The sequence below is a fragment of the Streptomyces sp. 135 genome, from assembly GCF_020026305.1.
Lineage (GTDB): Bacteria > Actinomycetota > Actinomycetes > Streptomycetales > Streptomycetaceae > Streptomyces.
This window is the reverse complement of sequence record NZ_CP075691.1, coordinates 6379899-6397292: the sequence shown is the minus strand read 5'-3', so window position 1 is coordinate 6397292 and position 17394 is coordinate 6379899. Positions and strand designations below refer to the sequence as shown.

The window sequence follows — 17394 nt, the reverse complement described above, 5'->3', positions numbered from 1 at the left end:
ACCTACGTGAGTACGTGTGCGACCGCCTCGCGGGACCTGGACGAGCCTCTTGCGGGGACAGCGGCAACTGCCAGGACATGGCTCCTGGTGGAGCAGCCGGGCCCCTGGGGCGCCAAGGCGCTGACGTCCAGCCATCTCGACCCGGAGATCGGCCGCGCCCTGGAGAGCGCCGCCGAAGGCACGGGCGTGCGCGTCGCACTGATCCGCCGCCCCGGACGCCACGCGGACTGCCATGCTCCGACCCGGCATCGGGTGTACGTGGCGCACACCGTCCCCGGCCGCACATGGCTGCGCTCCGAGGTGACGGACGACCCGAGGCGCTTGCTGGACCTCGACTTCGCGGCTCTCGGCGCGGGCGAGCACGGCGGCTTCGGCACCCCGCACACGGGCGCCCCGCTCGCGCTCGTCTGCACCAACGGCAAGCGCGACCGCTGCTGCGCCCTGCTCGGCCGGCCGCTCGCCGCCGAGCTCGCGGCCGCCGGTGAAGAGGGGGCCTGGGAGATCACTCATCTGGGTGGTCATCGTTTCTCGCCCACGCTGTTGGTGCTCCCGTACGGCTACGCGTACGGGAGGGCCGGGACGCACGCCGTCAAGGAGATCCTCGAAGCGGTGCGCGGGGGCCGGGTGATCAGCGAGGGCTGCCGGGGCAACTCCGCGTGGGAGCGCCCCGCCCAGGCCGCCGAGCTGGCGGTGCGGACGGCGACGGGCGAGGACGGCGCCGGGGCCCTGACCGTCCTCGGCACGGACGGCGCGGCCCCGCGCTGGGAAGTGGCCGTGGCACACACCGATGGCCGCCGGTGGCAGGTCACCGTGGAACAGGGCGCCTCGCAGCCGCCCCGTCCGGAGAGCTGCGGTGCGGCTCTGAAGTCCCCGGCGCGGATGGACGTGGTGGCGGTACGCCCGGTCCCGTAGAGCGCAGGCACCCCTGGCCCCCTAGGGCGCCGCAAAGGGGCAACGGCCGACCGGAGCCCGGGTCCAACGCGTCAGACCGCCAGACCGCCTGGTTCGCGTACGAGATCCCCACCACACTGACTTCGGAGTAGCCCGTTACCGGCCGTACCGTTCGTACACATGAGCCCGACCTCCCCTGTGCGACGCCGCCGCCTCGGCCTGCCGCGGCGCGTGTTCTCGCAGGTACTGCTGATGCAGCTGGCGATCGCCGCCGGGGTCGCGGTCCTGGCCACCGGGCTCTTCCTCGCGCCGCTCAGCGATCAGCTCGACGACCAGGCGATGCGTCGCGCGCTGGCCATCGCCCAGACGACGGCCGCCCGCCCCCAGCTCGCCGAGGAGCTGGAGTCCTCACCGCCCACGGGTGACGGGCCCGTCCAGAAGGAAGCCGACCGGATCCGCCGGGCCAGCGGCGCCGAGTACGTCGTCATCATGAACAAAGAAGGCGTTCGCTGGTCCCACACCGACCGCGCCCAGATCGGCAAGGTCGTCTCGACCGACCCCAGCGACGCGCTCGCGGGCCACGAGGTCATAGAGATCGACGACGGCACGCTGGGCCGCTCGGCGCGCGGCAAGGTGCCGCTGCGGGACGCGGACGGGGCCATCGTGGGCGCCGTCTCCGTAGGCATCGAGTACGACAGCGTGCGCGCCCGTCTGGTGCACTCGATCCCGGGGTTGCTCGCCTACGCGGGCGGGGCGCTGGCCGTCGGCGCGCTCGCCGCGTACCTGATCTCCCGCAGGGTGCAGCGGCAGACCCGTGACCTGGCCTTCTCCGACATCTCGGCGCTGCTCGCGGAGCGCGAGGCGATGCTGCACGGCATCCGCGAGGGGGTCGTAGCCCTGGACCGCGCCGGCCGGATCCGGCTGCTCAACGACGAGGCACAGCGCCTCCTCGGCCTCGGTGCGGAGGCGCTCGGCCGCCCGCTGGACGACGCGCTCGGCGAGGGGCGTACGACCGATGTGCTCGCCGGCCGGGTCACCGGCACCGACCTGCTGACCGTCCGCGGACAACGCGTCCTGGTCGCCAACCGCATGCCCACCGACGACGGGGGCGCCGTCGCCACCCTGCGCGACCGCACGGAGCTGGAGCAGCTCGGCCGCGAACTGGACTCCACCCGCGGCCTCATCGACGCCCTGCGTGCCCAGGACCACGAACACGCCAACCGCATGCACACGCTCCTTGGACTGCTCGAACTGGAGATGTACGAGGAAGCCGCCGAGTACGTGGGCGAGGTGGCCGGCGCGCACCGCGTGACCGCCGAGCAGATCACCGAGAAGATCCACGACCCGCTGCTCGCGGCGCTCCTGGTCGGCAAGGCCACGGTCGCGGCGGAGCGCGGAGTCGCGCTCTCCGTACCGCGCGACACCTCGCTGCCCGATCGGCTCGTCGACCCGGGCGGCCTCGTCACGATCGTCGGCAACCTCGTCGACAACGCCCTTGACGCCGCCGCGGGCACCCGCCACGCGCGCGTGGAGGTCGCCGTACGCACCGAAAGGCGCTCGGTGGTCCTTCGCGTCCGCGACACGGGTCCGGGAGTGCCCGCCGGGCAGCGCGAGACGATCTTCACGGAGGGCTGGACCACCAAGGAGCCGCCGGCGCACGGCAAGCGTGGTATCGGCCTCGCTCTGGTCCGCAGGCTCGCCGAGCGGCAGGGCGGCAGCGCACGGGCCGCTGAGGCACCTGAGGGGGGCGCGGAGTTCACTGTCGTCCTGCCCGAAGCGCTCGGCGAGCCCGAACTGGCCGCCACGGAGGAATCACGATGACCGAAGGCACGGAGGCGACGCGTTGATCGAGGTCCTTGTCGTCGACGACGACGTCCGGGTCGCGGACGTCAACGCCGCCTATGTGGCGAAGATCCCCGGCTTCCACGTGGCGGCGAAGGCACACAGCGCCGCCGAGGCGCTGCGCCTCGTCGAGGAGACCCCCGTCGACCTGGTGCTGCTGGACCACTACCTGCCGGACGAGACGGGTCTGTCGGTCGTACGTGCGTTGCGTGGGCGCGGACACCAGACCGACGTGATCATGGTGACGGCGGCGCGCGACGTCGCCACGGTGCAGGCGGCGATGCGGCACGGCGCACTCCAGTACCTGGTCAAGCCCTTCTCCTATGCGGGTCTGCGCGCCAAACTCGACGCGTACGCGACGCTGCGCCGCACGCTGGACGGTGGCGGCGAGGCCGAGCAGGCCGAGGTCGACCGGATCTTCGGCGCCCTCTCGTCGACCCCGGCCCCCGAACTGCCGAAGGGCCACTCCCCCACCACGGCGGAACTGGTACGCCGAGCCCTGATGGCCGCGGACGGCCCCCTCTCCGCCCAGGAACTGGCCGACCGCACCCGCCTGAGCCGCCAGACGGCCCAGCGCTACCTGAAGCTCCTGGAACGCACGGGCCGCGTCCGCCTGAGCCTCAAGTACGGCGACACGGGGCGCCCGGAACATCGCTATGAGTGGGCGGCCAGCGTCTAGCGGCGCGCGAAAGAAACTTCGGCTGGGCATGTCGAGAACCCGTCACCGGCTCCGTCCCCGCCATGAACGCGACCAGAATGGGTCGCACCAGCCGCAAGGAGACCACGATGGCCAAGTACCTGCTGCTCAAGCACTACCGAGGCGCCCCCGCCGCGGTCAACGACGTACCCATGGACCAGTGGACGCCGGAGGAGATCGCGGCGCACGTGCAGTACATGCGCGACTTCGCGGACCGGCTCGAGGAGACCGGCGAGTTCGTCGACGGCCAGGCGCTCGCGCCCGAGGGCACCTTCGTCCGGTACGACGGCGAGGGCCGGCCGCCGGTCACCGACGGACCGTTCGCCGAGACCAAGGACCTCATCGCCGGCTGGATGGTGATCGACGTCGACAGCTACGACCGCGCCGTCGAGCTGGCCGGGGAACTGTCGGCAGCCCCCGGGGCGGGTGGGAAGCCGATCCACGAGTGGCTCGAGGTGCGGCCGTTCCTGTCCGCGCCGCCCACCATCACGGAGTGACCTCTCACGTGTCCTCCGAGATGAACGAGGCCCTGCTCCGGAGCCTCACGCCGAGCGTGCTCGGCATCCTCGTCCGCCGCGGAGCCGACTTCGCGGCGGCCGAGGACGCCGTGCAGGAGGCGCTGGTCGAGGCGGTCCGCGTCTGGCCCGCCGACCCCTCCCCCAGCTCTTCGAGCGGGGGGAGCCCCGTGCGGGACCCGAAGGGCTGGCTGGTCACCGTGGCCTGGCGCAAGTTCCTCGACGCGGCCCGGGCGGACGCCGCCCGCCGCCGGCGCGAGGAGCTCGTCGACGAGGAGCCCGCTCCCGGGCCCTCGCCCGCGGTGGACGACACGCTCCAGCTCTACTTCCTCTGCGCCCACCCGTCGCTGACGCCGTCGTCCGCGGTCGCGCTCACCCTGCGGGCCGTCGGCGGGCTCACCACCCGCCAGATCGCCCGGGCCTACCTCGTGCCCGAGGCGACCATGGCCCAGCGCATCAGCCGGGCCAAGCGCACCGTCTCCGGCGTTCGGTTCGACCAGCCCGGTGATGTCGCCACCGTCCTGCGCGTCCTCTACCTGGTCTTCAACGAGGGCTACTCCGGAGAGGTCGACCTCGCCGCCGAGGCCATCCGGCTCACCCGGCAGCTCGCGGCCGCCATCGACCACCCCGAGGTGTCCGGGCTGCTCGCCCTCATGCTGCTCCACCACGCCCGGCGCGCCACCCGCACCACTCCCGACGGCAGCCTGGTGCCGCTCGCCGAGCAGGACCGCGGCCGGTGGGACACCGATTCGATCGCCGAGGGCGTCGAGATCCTCCAGGCGGCCCTGGCCCGCGACCGGCTGGGCGAGTTCCAGGCCCAGGCCGCCATCGCGGCGCTCCACGCCGACGCGCCCACCGCCGAGGAGACCGACTGGGCGCAGATCGTCGAGTGGTACGACGAACTCGTCCGCCTGACCGACAACCCGGTCGTTCGGCTCAACCGCGCCGTGGCCGTCGGCGAGGCCGATGGACCACGCGCCGGACTGGCGGCGCTCGCGGCCGTGGACGACTCACTGCCCCGCCACGCCGCGGTGGCCGCGTACCTCCACGAACGCGATGGCGACGTGGCGACCGCCGCACGGCTGTACGCGGAGGCCGCTCACGCGGCACCCAACCTCGCCGAACGCGATCACCTGACGCGCCAGGCCGCCCGTCTCAACGCCCGGCTGAACGCCCGTCCGGGCGGCTGACGGCTCGCGCCGCGGCGGGCGCGGCCGGGAGGAATGGTTACGCCGCTCCGGCGCCCGTCAGAGACCGCACCTCGGTCTCCGCGTGCTTGGCCTCGTCCGCCGGTTCGCGGGAGGTCACCGTGCCCAGCCAGCCCGCGAGGAAGCCCAGCGGGATGGAGACGAGCCCCGGGTTCTCCAGCGGGAAGTACTGGAAGTCCACGCCCGGGAAGAGGGAGTTGGGCGCTCCGGACACCACCGGCGAGAACAGCACCAGTACGAGCACGGGCAGCAACCCCCCGTACACCGACCACACCGCGCCCCGCGTGGTGAAGTTCCGCCAGAACAGCGAGTACAGCAGCACCGGCAGATTGGCGGACGCGGCGACCGCGAAGGCGAGGCCCACCAGGAACGCCACGTTGAGGTCGCGGGCCAGCAACCCGAGCCCGATCGCCACCACACCGATCCCTGCGGCGGCGACACGCGCCACCGCCACCTCACTGCGCGGCTTCGCGCCCCGCCGCCGCAGGGAGGCGTACAAGTCGTGCGCCACCGACGCCGAAGAGGCAAGCGTGATCCCGGCGACCACGGCAAGGATCGTGGCGAAGGCGACGGCCGCGACGATCGCGAACAGAACCGTTCCGCCAGTGGAATCCGCGCCGCCGCCCAAGTCGAGGGCCAGCAGCGGAACCGCCGTGTTACCCGCCGCGTTCGAGCCCCGCACTGCCTCCGAGCCCACGATCGCGGCCGCGCCGAAGCCCAGCACGATCGTCATCAGGTAGAAGCTGCCGATGAGCCCGATGGACCAGACGACCGAGCGGCGCGCGGCCCGCGCGGTCGGCACGGTGTAGAAACGGGACAGGATGTGCGGCAGCCCCGCGGTGCCGAGCACGAGTGCCAGTCCCAGGCTGATGAAGTCGAGCCTGGCGGTCCAGTCGCCCCCGTACTTCAGCCCCGGCGCCAGGAACCGCTCGCCGTGGCCGCTGCGGTCGGCCGCGGTGCGCAGCAGTTGGTCGAAGTCGCCGTGGAAGCGCACCAGGACGAGCACGGTCAGCGCCATCGCGCCGCACATCAGCAGGACCGCTTTCACGATCTGGATCCAGGTGGTGGCCCGCATCCCTCCCCACGACACATAGATCACCATGAGCGCGCCGACGCCGACCACCGTCCAGGTCTGCGCCGCCCCGCTCGTCCCACCGAGCAGCAGCGCGACCAGCGAGCCGGCCCCCACCATCTGCGCCACCAGATAGAGAACGGACACGGTCACGGAGGAAGTTCCCGCCGCGATGCGCACCGGCCGCTCCCTCATCCGCGCGGCCACGACATCGGCGAGCGTGAACCGGCCGCAGTTGCGCACCAGTTCGGCCACCAGGAACAGCACGACGAGCCACGCGACGAGGAAGCCCACCGAGTAGAGCAGTCCGTCGTACCCGAAGAGCGCGATGAGTCCGGAGATGCCGAGGAAAGAGGCGGCCGACATGTAGTCACCGGCGACGGCGAAACCGTTCTCCATCGGTGAGAACAGCCGTCCGCCCACGTAGAACTCCTCGGCCGAACCATGCCTGTGGCGACTCACCCACGTCGTGATCGCGAGCGTCACGGCCACGAAGACACCGAACAGGACGAGCGCGAGCGTCTGGTGGTCTCCGGTCACCGCTCCACCTCCTGCTCGCGCGACCCGCTCGGCACCCGCCGCCGCTCCTGTTCCTCGACCCGCTTCCGCTTCTGCTTCTGCTTCTGCTCGAACACCGTCCACCGCAGATCGAGGGCGGGCCGGTCCCTGCGCAGTCGCGCGTGCCGGGCATACGCCCAGGTCAGCAGGAACGTCGTGAGGAACTGTCCGAGCCCCGCCAGCAGCCCCACATTCACCGCTCCCGCGACGGGGCGCGCCATCAGGCCCGGCGCCGCCGTCGCGGTCACGACGTACGCCACGTACCAGGCGAAGAAGACGGCGACGGCGGGGAAGACGAACCTCCGGTACCGGCGGCGCACCTCCTGGAAGGCCTCGCTGCGCTGCACCTCCAGGTAGATGTCCGCCGCACTCGCGCTCCGCTGCTGCCCGGCGGCCCGGGGTGCTGCCACGGAAGCCGGCACGCCCGTACCGTCCAGCTCTCCCCAGCCGGAGGCGAACGCGTCATGCCAGGGATCTCGCGGATCACCGGCCGGCACCCAGTCGGTCCGGCCCGTGCCGACATCGGGCCCGTCGTGCATCTTCACCGAACTCTCCTTGTCCGCGGCCCCATTTGGCCGCGTGCCCAAGGATGGGCAGACCGGGAAGATCCCTGACACTTCTCCCGGCGCGCTTCACCCCATCAGGTGAAGCGCCATCAGATCCGGCTGACCGCCTCTGTTAGGCGTCGATGCGTGAGCGGTCCAGCGTCGCGGCGGAGCTCGTGATGAACTCCTTGCGCGGTGCGACGTCGTTGCCCATCAGCAGATCGAAGACCTGCTCCGCCGAGTCCAGGTCGGAGATGTTGATCCGCCGCAGGGTCCGGAAGCGCGGGTCCATCGTGGTCTCGGCCAGCTGGTCGGCGTCCATCTCGCCGAGGCCCTTGTAACGCTGGATCGAGTCCTTGTAGCGCACGTTCTTGCGCTGCATCTCGAGCAGCGTCTCGCGCAGCTCACGGTCCGAGTACGTGTAGATGTACTTGTCCTGGCCCTTCTTGGGCTGGCTGAGCTCGATGCGGTGCAGCGGCGGCACCGCCGCGAAGACCCGCCCCGCCTCGACCATGGGCCGCATGTACCGCTGGAACAGCGTCAGCAGCAGGATCCGGATGTGCGCGCCGTCGACATCGGCGTCGACGAGCAGAATGATCTTCCCGTAGCGCGCCGCGTCGATGTCGAAGGTCCGGCCGGACCCGGCTCCTATGACCTGGATGATCGCACCGCACTCGGCGTTCTTCAGCATGTCCGTCACGGATGCCTTCTGAACGTTGAGGATCTTGCCGCGGATCGGCAGCAGCGCCTGGAACTCGGAGTTCCGCGCGAGTTTGGCGGTGCCGAGCGCGGAGTCACCCTCGACGATGAAGAGCTCGCTGCGCTCCACGTCGTCGCTGCGGCAGTCCGCGAGCTTGGCGGGCAGCGACGAGGACTCCAGCGCGGTCTTCCGGCGCTGGGCGTCCTTGTGCTGGCGGGCCGCGATGCGTGTACGGGCCGCGGCGACGGCCTTGTCCATGACGGCACGGGCCTGCGCCTTCGCGTCCCGCTTGGTGGACGTCAGGAACGCCTTGAGTTCCTTGGCGATGACGTTGGCGACAATGCGGTTGGCCGCGGAGGTGCCCAGTACCTCCTTGGTCTGCCCCTCGAACTGCGGTTCGGCGAGACGGACCGTGACGACGGCGGTGAGGCCTTCGAGGGCGTCATCCTTGACGATGTCGTCCTCGGCGACGCGCAGCACCTTCTGGGCGCGCATCGCCTCGTTCATCGTCTTGGTGAGGGAGCGCTCGAAGCCCGTCACATGGGTGCCGCCCTTGGGGGTGGCGATGATGTTGACGAAGGACCGGACGGTCGTGTCGTACCCGGTGCCCCATCGCAGCGCCACGTCGACGCCGAGCTCACGGGTGACCTCGGTGGGGGTCATCTGGCCGTGGTCGTCGAGGACCGGCACCGTCTCCTTGAAGGTGCCCTGCCCGGAGAAGCGGAGGACGTCGCAGACGGCCTTGTCCTGGGCCAGGTACTCGCAGAACTCGCTGATGCCGCCATCGAAGCGGAAGGATTCCTCGCCCTTCGTGCCGCCCTCGCCTAGGCCGAACTCGTCGCGTACGACGATGGTCAGGCCCGGCACCAGGAAGGCGGTCTGACGGGCGCGCTGGTGCAGGTTCTCCAGGGAGAGCTTGGCGTCCTTGAGGAAGATCTGGCGATCCGCCCAGTAACGCACGCGCGTGCCGGTGCGCGTCTTGGGGATCTTCTTGACCTTGCTGAGCTTCGCCGACGGGTCGAAGGGCGCGTCGGGCCCCATCTTGGCGAAGGCACCGGGGACGCCGCGCCGGAAGCTGATGGCGTGCGTGTGCCCGGCTCGGTCCACCTCGACGTCGAGACGCGCGGAGAGCGCGTTCACCACGGAGGCGCCCACGCCGTGCAGACCGCCGGAGGCGGCGTAGGAGCCACCGCCGAACTTGCCGCCCGCGTGGAGCTTGGTCATGACGACCTCGACTCCGGAGAGGCCGGTCTTGGGCTCGACATCGACGGGGATGCCCCGGCCGTTGTCCCGGACCTCCACGGAGGCGTCGTCGTGGAGGATGACTTCGATGTGGTCGCAGTAGCCGCCCAGGGCCTCGTCGACGGAGTTGTCGATGATCTCCCAGAGGCAGTGCATCAGGCCGCGGCTGTCCGTCGACCCGATGTACATGCCCGGACGCTTGCGGACGGCCTCGAGCCCCTCCAGGACGAGCAGGTGCCGCGCGGTGTAGTTGGAACCGTCCCGGTCTGCTCCGGTCAGCAACGCTGTGGACGGCACGGACGTCTCGGCGGTCACGCGGTTCGCTCCTCGCTGAATTTCAAGGGGAGTCCTTTGGGGTAAGGACGCGGCTTCGGTTGCCCGTCAGAGGGTACCGAGGCCTGGTAGAGCCGTTGTAACGCCACCCTCGTCCCCCCGCACACTAACTCAGCCTCGCATACATGTTCGATCCCTCGATGGAGTGAAGCGCACGTCACGTTCCCTTCGAGGCATGAACCATTTAGGCTCCGGGCACGTCCTCATGAACAACCGGCAACCCAGCCGGGAGGACACCCACCTGACAGACAGCGCGAAACCGTAAGACACGTAAGAGACGCAATACGGCACATTCGCCGCCAACCGGCAACGGACAACCTCCTCAAAAAGAAACTTCGAGGAAAAGCCGCGAGCGGGAACGTTTTCGGCCTGGTTGGATGTTGACCCTGGTACGACAGCTCGTCGAGCTAGAGAAGAGGCGACGTGACTACTGTTCTGACCCCCGCGAGCCCCCTGACGGCCGCTGATCGCTGCGACCGCTGCGGCGCCCAGGCATACCTGCGTGTCGTCCTGCTGAGCGGCGGCGAACTGCTCTTCTGCGCCCACCATGGCCGCAAGTTCGAGCCGGAACTCAAGAAGATCGCCGCTGAGATACAGGACGAGACGGAGCGCTTGACCGCCGTTCCGGAGAGCACCACCGAAGAGGAACGCTGACACCTCGCACCCACGACGAGCCAGCCCCGGCGCACCAGGCCGGTGACGGGCGGCCGCCCCTGCCAACAGGCAGGGGCGGCCGCCCGCTCTCGTCACAGGGCCTCCTGGCCCCTTCCGCGCCCTCCGGGGGCCGACGGACTCCGCCGGCCGCCCACCGGGGGCCCACGGCTCCGCCGACCCCGTATGAGCACTCACCTCAGGCGCGGCCCCCCATCATCCTCACCACGTCCGAGATCCGCGTATAGACCCCTGGCCGGCCAGGACGCCCGCAGCCGCTCCCCCAGGACACCAGGCCGATCAGCCGCCCCTCGGCGACCAGCGGCCCGCCGCTGTCGCCCTGACAGGCGTCTCGACGGCCATCCATCTCACCGGCGCACAGCATGGTCGTCGCCGAGTACTTCCCGTCGGCACTGCCCGGGTACGCCTCCTCACACACCGTGTCGGGCAGTACCTGCACCCGCGCCGCGTGGAGCGTGCGGGCGTAACTGCCCGATCCCGTGGTGTCCCCCCAGCCGTATACGGCTGCCTGGGTCCCCGCCGTGTACGCGGGATCGCCCGGCCCCGCCATGCCGATCACGTAGCTCTCGGGGAGCGGCTCGGCCAGGGTCAGCGCCGCGAAGTCGCCCGAGTTCGTGTCGCCGTCGTACTCCGGATTGACCCGGGCCTCACGGACCGGGATCTCTTCCCCCTCCGACGTGCTCAGATCTCCGCGACCGGCGATGACCCTCAGGTCCGACACTCTGTTCAGCGGTACGCCGAGCACGCCCTCGCTCAAGCAGTGGGCCGCCGTCAGGACGGTCGTACGCCCGACCACGACGGCGCCGCAGAACTGCCCTGAGCGGGTACCCCCGAACCGGTCACGGCTGGAGAGCGCCACCACCCATGGGCTCTCCGAAATCCGCACCGGACTGCCCCCGATGACCACGCTGTCGGCCGCCGCGGGCGACGGGGAGGCCAGCGGCAGGGCGGCGGCAGCGGCCGCTGTGGCCAGCACCCCCGTCCACGATCGGGCGAAGGGACGACGCATGCGATCTCCTCACTCTGGGCTGGGATGGCTTACCCAGAGTCATTCAGCGCCGCATACCGCGCACCCGCGCGCGGAAGGCCCGAAGCCTCGTACCGAGGACTTCGGGCCTTCCGGGGAACGCTCTGACGACTGTCGAGACCTAGTCGAGGTAGTCGCGCAGGACCTGCGAACGCGAGGGGTGACGCAGCTTCGACATCGTCTTCGACTCGATCTGACGGATGCGCTCACGCGTCACTCCGTAGACCTTGCCGATCTCGTCGAGGGTCTTGGGCTGGCCGTCCGTGAGACCGAAGCGCATGGAGACCACGCCCGCCTCACGCTCGGACAGGGTGTCCAGGACCGAGTGCAGCTGCTCCTGGAGCAGCGTGAAGCTGACCGCGTCGGCCGGCACGACCGCTTCGGAGTCCTCGATGAGGTCACCGAACTCGCTGTCGCCGTCCTCACCCAGAGGGGTGTGGAGGGAGATCGGCTCACGACCGTACTTCTGGACCTCGATGACCTTCTCCGGGGTCATGTCGAGTTCCTTGGCCAGCTCCTCCGGAGTGGGCTCGCGGCCCAGGTCCTGGAGCATCTGGCGCTGGACACGGGCCAGCTTGTTGATGACCTCGACCATGTGCACCGGGATACGGATGGTGCGGGCCTGGTCGGCCATGGCGCGGGTGATCGCCTGACGGATCCACCAGGTGGCGTACGTGGAGAACTTGTAGCCCTTGGTGTAGTCGAACTTCTCGACCGCGCGGATCAGACCGAGGTTGCCCTCCTGGATGAGATCCAGGAAGAGCATGCCGCGGCCGGTGTAGCGCTTGGCCAGGGAGACCACCAGGCGGAGGTTGGCCTCCAGGAGGTGGTTCTTGGCGCGGCGGCCGTCCTCGGCGATGATCTCCAGCTCACGCTTGAGCTTCGGCGCGAGCTTGTCGGCGTTGGCCAGCTTGTCCTCGGCGAACAGACCGGCCTCGATGCGCTTGGCGAGCTCGACCTCCTGCTCGGCGTTGAGCAGCGGGACCTTGCCGATCTGCTTGAGGTAGTCCTTGACGGGGTCGGCGGTGGCACCGGCCGCGGCGACCTGCTGGGCGGGCGCGTCGTCCTCGTCCTCGTCGGAGAGCACGAAGCCCTGGGCGCCTTCCTCGGCGGGCTCGCCCTCGCCGGGCTTGCCGGCGGCGGGTGCCTCCTCGGTGGCCTCTTCGTCCAGGAGCTCGTCGGCGTCCTTCTTGGAAGCGGACTTCTTGGCCGTGGCCTTCTTGGCGACGGTCTTCTTGGCGACGGCCTTCTTGGCCGTCGTCTTCTTGGCTGCGACCTTCTTCGCGGGCGCGTCCTCGGCGGTGCCGTCCGCGGTCGGCGCCTCAGTGGCGGCGGTGGCGGTGGGCTTCGCCGTGGCGGTCTTGGCCGCGACCGTCCTGGTCGCGGTGCGCTTGGCCGGGCTCTTCGCTGCGACGCTCTTGCGGGGGCGTTTTGGCTCCGCGGCACTGACCATCAGCGTCACACCCTCTTCCTCGAGGATCTGGTTGAGGCTGCGCAGAACGTTCTTCCACTGAGTGGCCGGAATCTGGTCAGCTTCGAAGGCACGACGCACGTCATCGCCGGCGATCTGCCCATCAGCCTTTCCCCGCTCGATGAGCGCCATGACAGAGACGGATTCGGCGATCTCCGGCGGGAGCGTACGGGATGTGCTGGCCGACACGAACAACCTCTCGGAACGTTGGAAAACGGCTTCCGGCCCCGTCCATTGTGGACCGGAGCCGACGACCGGCGGCTAGGGATTTGGGCCGACGGCGCGGGCGGGGGCCGGGGAGCTACACAGCGTCGCGAACGTCCGCTGTATTCCTTCCTCGGCTATCACCTCTTAGGTCATCGCGCTGTTCCTTGGAGCGTTACGCCCAATCTACGTGGCCCGAGTCACACCCCGTAAGTACTCAAAAGCATCCAGATGCGGCCAGAAGCGACCTTTACGCATGCACGAATGATCCCCCGATGCACCGCGACGCAACCCTCACGATCGCGTCGCCGGACCCCGCCGGGCTCTGGAGGAGCCCGTGGAGATCCGGCGACGGCTGGTGCGGCGAGGGAGCCGTCGACCGCTCAGGGACGGCGAGGCACTTGCCGCGGGGAGCACACACGGCGGGCGGCGTGGACGCGCGGTCAGTGCTCGCGCGGGGCGGGCACGACGCGCTCCACCTCGGGGTGGACCGTGAGCAGCTGCCGCATCGCGGCCTCGGCGACGGCGCCGTCGCCCGCCGCGAGCGCGTCGACGACGCGCGAGTGGTGCACGAGAGAGGCCTCGCTCGGGCGGTCACAGCCGGTGACGGGGCCCCCGGAGACCTGCAGGGCGGCCGAGACGATGCCGGAGAGGTGCTCCAGCATGCGGTTGCCGGCGAGCTGGATGAGGAGCGAGTGGAACTCCGCGTCGGCGCGCGAGAAGGTGATCGAGTCACCCTGGGTCATTGCGTGGCCCATGATCTCGACCATGTCGACGAGGCGCTGCTGCACTTCCTCGCGACCGTGTCCCGCGGCGAGCCGGGCGGCGAGTGGCTCGATCATCCAGCGTAGCTCGCCGAGCTCGCGCCGCTGGTCGTCGCGCTGTGGCCCGAAGGCCCGCCATTCGATGATGTCCGGGTCGAGCAGGTTCCAGTCGCTGACGGGACGCACGCGCGTGCCGACGTTGGGCCGGGCGCTTACCAGGCCCTTGGCCTCGAGCACGCGCAGCGACTCACGGACGACGGTGCGGGAGACCTCGAAGCGCTGGCCGATCTCCTCGGGGACGAGCGGGCGGTCGGCGCCCAGGTCGCCGGAGACGATCATCTGGCCCAGCTGTTGGACGAGTTGGCCGTGCAGCCCGCGGCCGCGGCTTCCTGACGCGCGCCGGCTCACGCGCCCCAGATCGTGGTCGGCGCCGTCCCACATGGGCGCGACGACACGGTCGCTGCCCCCATGTGGCTCGGCGAAGGGGTATCGGTCGAGGTCGCCCGGGCCGGCGAGACCGGAGTCGGCGGAGCGGGCGGTGGTCATCATGGTGTGCGCAAGGGTACTCACGGATCAGTTGTCGGCGTGGCCTCCAACTGCCTTGAGGTCTTTGGTGAAAAGCACACGAAAGGGTGATCGCTTACCTCGCCGCAATTGACGCCTTATCGGAAAGAAGTGAGCGTCGCCCGGGGAGTTGCGCACAGGCCCGGAACGGAAGGCGACGGATGATCGTCAACGGACTCTGCTTCGCATCGCCGTGAGCACATACGCGCAGAGCAGAGCGGTGAGCGACAACGCCAGCGCCCCGCCCACAGGTTGAATGATCATGCGCATTCCTCCCGCCACATAACGCTCGACTCCGAACGGCCACTGCATCAGCGCGAGCTCCCGCAGCCGCCCCGAAAGCCCGGCCGCCGACCGCACAGCAGGGCCCTCAACGGCCTTTTGTACGAGAGGTACGACGACGATCGGCACCCCTAGCACGGCGGCCAGGCCCGCGGTGGTGGAACGGAAGACGCCGGCGGCCAACACTCCGGCCCAAGCGCACCCCGAGACCAGGGCTGCCCAACTCACGCTCAAGGAAAGCCAGTCAGCGGGAACTCCGCTGAGCTCTTCTCCGTATACGAGATGAAGCACCACGGCGTCGGCCCCGACGGTGAGCCCGCCCGACAGCAGCGCCGTGGCGGCGGCGACGAGCAGTTTGGCGAGGAGCAGCCCCAAGCGGCGCGGGACTGTGCCCCGGTCCACGGCGAGGGCGGGGTGGCGGAACTCGTCCCCGAACGCGAGGGCACCGAGCAACCCCGCGCCGAGAGCCGCCGGCGGCAGGGGCAGATCCTGAGGCCAGGCGGCGAGCAGGCGCGCTTGCGGCGTGTGCCCGGCCCGCGCCAGGAGGACGCAGATCAGTACGGAGGTGGCGAGGACCGCCGCGAGGGTGAGATAGCCGGTCCCCACGCCCGTCAGACGGCGCAGCTCGTAGCGCACGGGGCGAAGAGGGCTGGGGCTGGGGTGGACAGTGATGGGCGGTGGCAGGCAGGAGGCGGAGTCGCTCTGGGGGGCGGAAGGGGCAGGTAGAGCAGTGGAGGAGGGCGCCAGAGGGACGGTGGGGAGGCGTTGCGTCTCGCTCAGGGGCGCCTCTTCTTCGGTCTCGGCCTCACCTTGGCCGGTTTCGCCGGCCCCGGAGGCGGCCGCAGGGGTCGTCCACACCTCCGACGGCTCCCAGCGGCCCGCTGGACCGACAGGCCCCGCGTCGCCCACCTCGTCGGCGAGTTGATGGACGAGGATTCCGTGCCGGTACGCGGTCTCCCCCACCTCCGCGCAGTTACTGCCGTAGACGGTGAGCCTGTTGCCGCCCTCGGCGACCGCCTCGACGGACCGCCGGCTCGCACGTGCCTCTTTGGTGAGGAGCGCGCCGAGGCGAGCCGCGTAAGGGCTCAGCACGGCGACCCGGGGGCGGAGTCTGGTCCGAGCGAAGTCGGGGGCTTCCTGGTCCGCGACGAGCCGCCCCGCCTCCAGTGTGACGACGCGGTCAGCGGTCCGAGCGGCCTCCTTGGGGTCACCCGTGGCGAACAGGACCGTTCCGCCCTGGCTCGCGTGGGCGCGCAGGATTCCGTGCAGCCAGGCGCCCTCGCGGGCCGAGAGTCCCTCGGTCGGCCCGTCCAGGACGAGCGTGTGCGGGTCTGCGAGCAGCGCGCAGCCGAGCCCCAGACGCCGGTCCATGCCACGCGAAAGGGTGCCGAGGCGCTGATCCCGGAGGCTCACGAGGCCTACGACCTCGAGTACGTCCTCGGCGCGCTGGACGGGCACTCCGACTGCCGCGCACAGCATGCGCAGGTGACCACGGACGGTGCGCGACGGGTGCCCCGGGACGTCGCCCAGGAGCACGCCCACCTCACGCGACGGATGGGGGATGCGGTGCAGGGGGCGGCCCCTGAAGTACGTGATGCCGCGGCCCTGTTGGAGTTCGAGCATCAGCCGCAGTGCCGTGGTCTTCCCAGCGCCCTCGGCGCCGAGCAACGCCGTGACACGGCCGGCGCGCGCCTCGAAGGACACGTCGTCGACGGCGGGCGGGAGCTCCTCGCGGGGATTGCTGGTCAGTCCGATGGCCTGGATCATCGCTTCTCTCGCAGGACGGGGCGACCGCTCGGCGGCCGAGGCCCGTCCGCCGGATCGGGGACGGACGAACCCCGTGGGTACTAAAGCAAGATAACGCGATATTTCTGGCATTTCGGGCAGGAGTCGGGCTGCTGGTGTCCCCGGAAGACCGCCAGAACGCAGGACGGCTGGAGCGTCGGAGACGAAGAGCCGACGGGCGAGGTACCGACGGACAACGCGAGTACGGCGGCACGCTCCGGCCCCGAGGCGTGCGGTGGAGGGTCAGACCTCCGGGCGCAGCATCGGCGGGTTGAGGAGCGTCGCGCCTCCCGCACGGAAGAGCTGGGCGGGGCGGCCTCCCTGCCGGGTCGTGGTGCCGCCCGTGGGGACGAGGAAGCCTGGGGTGCCGGTCACCTTGCGATGGAAGTTGCGGGGGTCGAGGACGACGCCCCAGACCGCCTCGTACACCCGTCTCAGCTCACCGACCGTGAACTCCGGCGGGCAGAAGGCCGTGGCCAGTGACGAGTACTCGATTTTGGAACGGGCGCGCTCCACGCCGTCAGCCAGGATCTGTGCGTGATCGAAGGCAAGCGGCGCGGACGGTTCGCCGTCACGGCCGAAGCTCGCCTGATTGAGCAGGGCCTCCACCGGCGCCCAACGCGCACTGTGCGCATCGCCGCCCGCCCGGGGCGCGGGCAGGTCCGGCGCGAGCGCGAGGTGGGCGACGCTGACCACTCGCATCCGGGGATCGCGCTTGGGGTCGCCGTACGTGGCGAGCTGTTCGAGATGTGCTCCGTTGTCCTGCGCCGGAGCGTCGGGCTCGTGGGCACACAGGCCCGTCTCCTCGACGAGTTCGCGCGCCGCCGCGGCCGAGAGGTCCTCGTCCGGACGTACGAATCCTCCGGGGAGCGCCCAACGCCCCTGGAACGGCTGTTCACCGCGCCGCACGGCCAGCGCGCAGAGCGCGTGGCGGCGCACGGTCAGCACGACCAGGTCGACAGTGACGGCGAAGGGCGGGAAGGCCGACGGGTCGTAGGGGGGCATGCGGTGATCATAGTCGT

Annotated in this window: 14 protein-coding genes; 6 read left to right on the top strand and 8 right to left on the bottom strand. The window is 70.5% G+C overall.

Features of this window, described 5'->3' with window-relative positions:
- The first annotated feature begins 6 nt into the window (after positions 1–6).
- From KKZ08_RS28825 to KKZ08_RS28805, 5 genes are all read left to right on the top strand, one after another.
- Positions 7–912 carry a sucrase ferredoxin gene (locus tag KKZ08_RS28825; RefSeq protein WP_223777196.1) on the top strand — a complete coding sequence of 302 codons (906 nt, stop codon included), beginning with the start codon at positions 7–9 and terminating at the stop codon, positions 910–912.
- A gap of 159 nt (positions 913–1071) precedes the next feature.
- On the top strand, positions 1072–2712 hold the full coding sequence (locus KKZ08_RS28820; RefSeq protein ID WP_223777195.1) for a sensor histidine kinase: 1641 nt from the start codon (positions 1072–1074) through the stop codon (positions 2710–2712).
- A 22-nt stretch (positions 2713–2734) separates the two neighbouring features.
- Positions 2735–3412, top strand: coding sequence for a response regulator (locus KKZ08_RS28815; protein WP_223777194.1), 678 nt, complete (start codon positions 2735–2737; stop codon positions 3410–3412).
- Positions 3413–3519: 107 nt separating this feature from the next.
- Positions 3520–3927 carry a YciI family protein gene (locus KKZ08_RS28810; protein ID WP_223779233.1) on the top strand — a complete coding sequence of 136 codons (408 nt, stop codon included), beginning with the start codon at positions 3520–3522 and terminating at the stop codon, positions 3925–3927.
- A 20-nt stretch (positions 3928–3947) separates the two neighbouring features.
- Entirely contained in the window at positions 3948–5135 is a 1188-nt protein-coding gene (locus tag KKZ08_RS28805) for a DUF6596 domain-containing protein (RefSeq protein ID WP_223779232.1), read from the top strand.
- 37 nt (positions 5136–5172) lie between these two features.
- On the opposite strand, the gene KKZ08_RS28800 is transcribed toward KKZ08_RS28805, so the two are convergent.
- The 3 genes from KKZ08_RS28800 to KKZ08_RS28790 all read right to left on the bottom strand — a co-directional run bounded on the left by KKZ08_RS28800 (position 5173) and on the right by KKZ08_RS28790 (position 9585).
- Entirely contained in the window at positions 5173–6765 is a 1593-nt protein-coding gene (locus tag KKZ08_RS28800) for a cation acetate symporter (RefSeq protein WP_223777193.1), read from the bottom strand.
- Positions 6762–7322 (bottom strand): DUF485 domain-containing protein, encoded by a 561-nt coding sequence (locus tag KKZ08_RS28795; RefSeq protein WP_223779231.1) that lies wholly within the window; start codon positions 7320–7322, stop codon positions 6762–6764. Before KKZ08_RS28795 ends, KKZ08_RS28800 begins: the two co-directional genes overlap by 4 nt.
- Positions 7323–7461: 139 nt before the next feature.
- Positions 7462–9585 (bottom strand): DNA topoisomerase IV subunit B, encoded by a 2124-nt coding sequence (locus KKZ08_RS28790; protein WP_223777192.1) that lies wholly within the window; start codon positions 9583–9585, stop codon positions 7462–7464.
- 441 nt (positions 9586–10026) lie between these two features.
- Between KKZ08_RS28790 and KKZ08_RS28785 the strand changes: the two genes are divergently transcribed.
- Positions 10027–10257, top strand: a complete 231-nt coding sequence (locus KKZ08_RS28785) for a hypothetical protein (RefSeq protein WP_127911237.1) — start codon at positions 10027–10029, stop codon at positions 10255–10257.
- Positions 10258–10453: 196 nt separating this feature from the next.
- Here the strand turns inward: KKZ08_RS28785 and KKZ08_RS28780 are convergent, their stop codons facing one another.
- The 5 genes from KKZ08_RS28780 to KKZ08_RS28760 form a co-directional block, all read right to left on the bottom strand.
- Positions 10454–11284 carry a serine protease gene (locus tag KKZ08_RS28780; RefSeq protein WP_223777191.1) on the bottom strand — a complete coding sequence of 277 codons (831 nt, stop codon included), beginning with the start codon at positions 11282–11284 and terminating at the stop codon, positions 10454–10456.
- A 139-nt stretch (positions 11285–11423) separates the two neighbouring features.
- Positions 11424–12968 (bottom strand): RNA polymerase sigma factor, encoded by a 1545-nt coding sequence (locus KKZ08_RS28775; protein ID WP_263303363.1) that lies wholly within the window; start codon positions 12966–12968, stop codon positions 11424–11426.
- A 452-nt stretch (positions 12969–13420) separates the two neighbouring features.
- A complete protein-coding gene (locus KKZ08_RS28770; protein ID WP_223777190.1) occupies positions 13421–14311 on the bottom strand; it encodes a FadR/GntR family transcriptional regulator in 891 nt (296 codons plus the stop codon).
- A 162-nt stretch (positions 14312–14473) separates the two neighbouring features.
- Entirely contained in the window at positions 14474–16354 is a 1881-nt protein-coding gene (locus tag KKZ08_RS28765; RefSeq protein WP_223777189.1) for an ATP-binding cassette domain-containing protein, read from the bottom strand.
- A 261-nt stretch (positions 16355–16615) separates the two neighbouring features.
- A complete protein-coding gene (locus tag KKZ08_RS28760) occupies positions 16616–17377 on the bottom strand; it encodes an NUDIX hydrolase (protein ID WP_223777188.1) in 762 nt (253 codons plus the stop codon).
- Between the last annotated feature and the right edge of the window lie 17 nt (positions 17378–17394).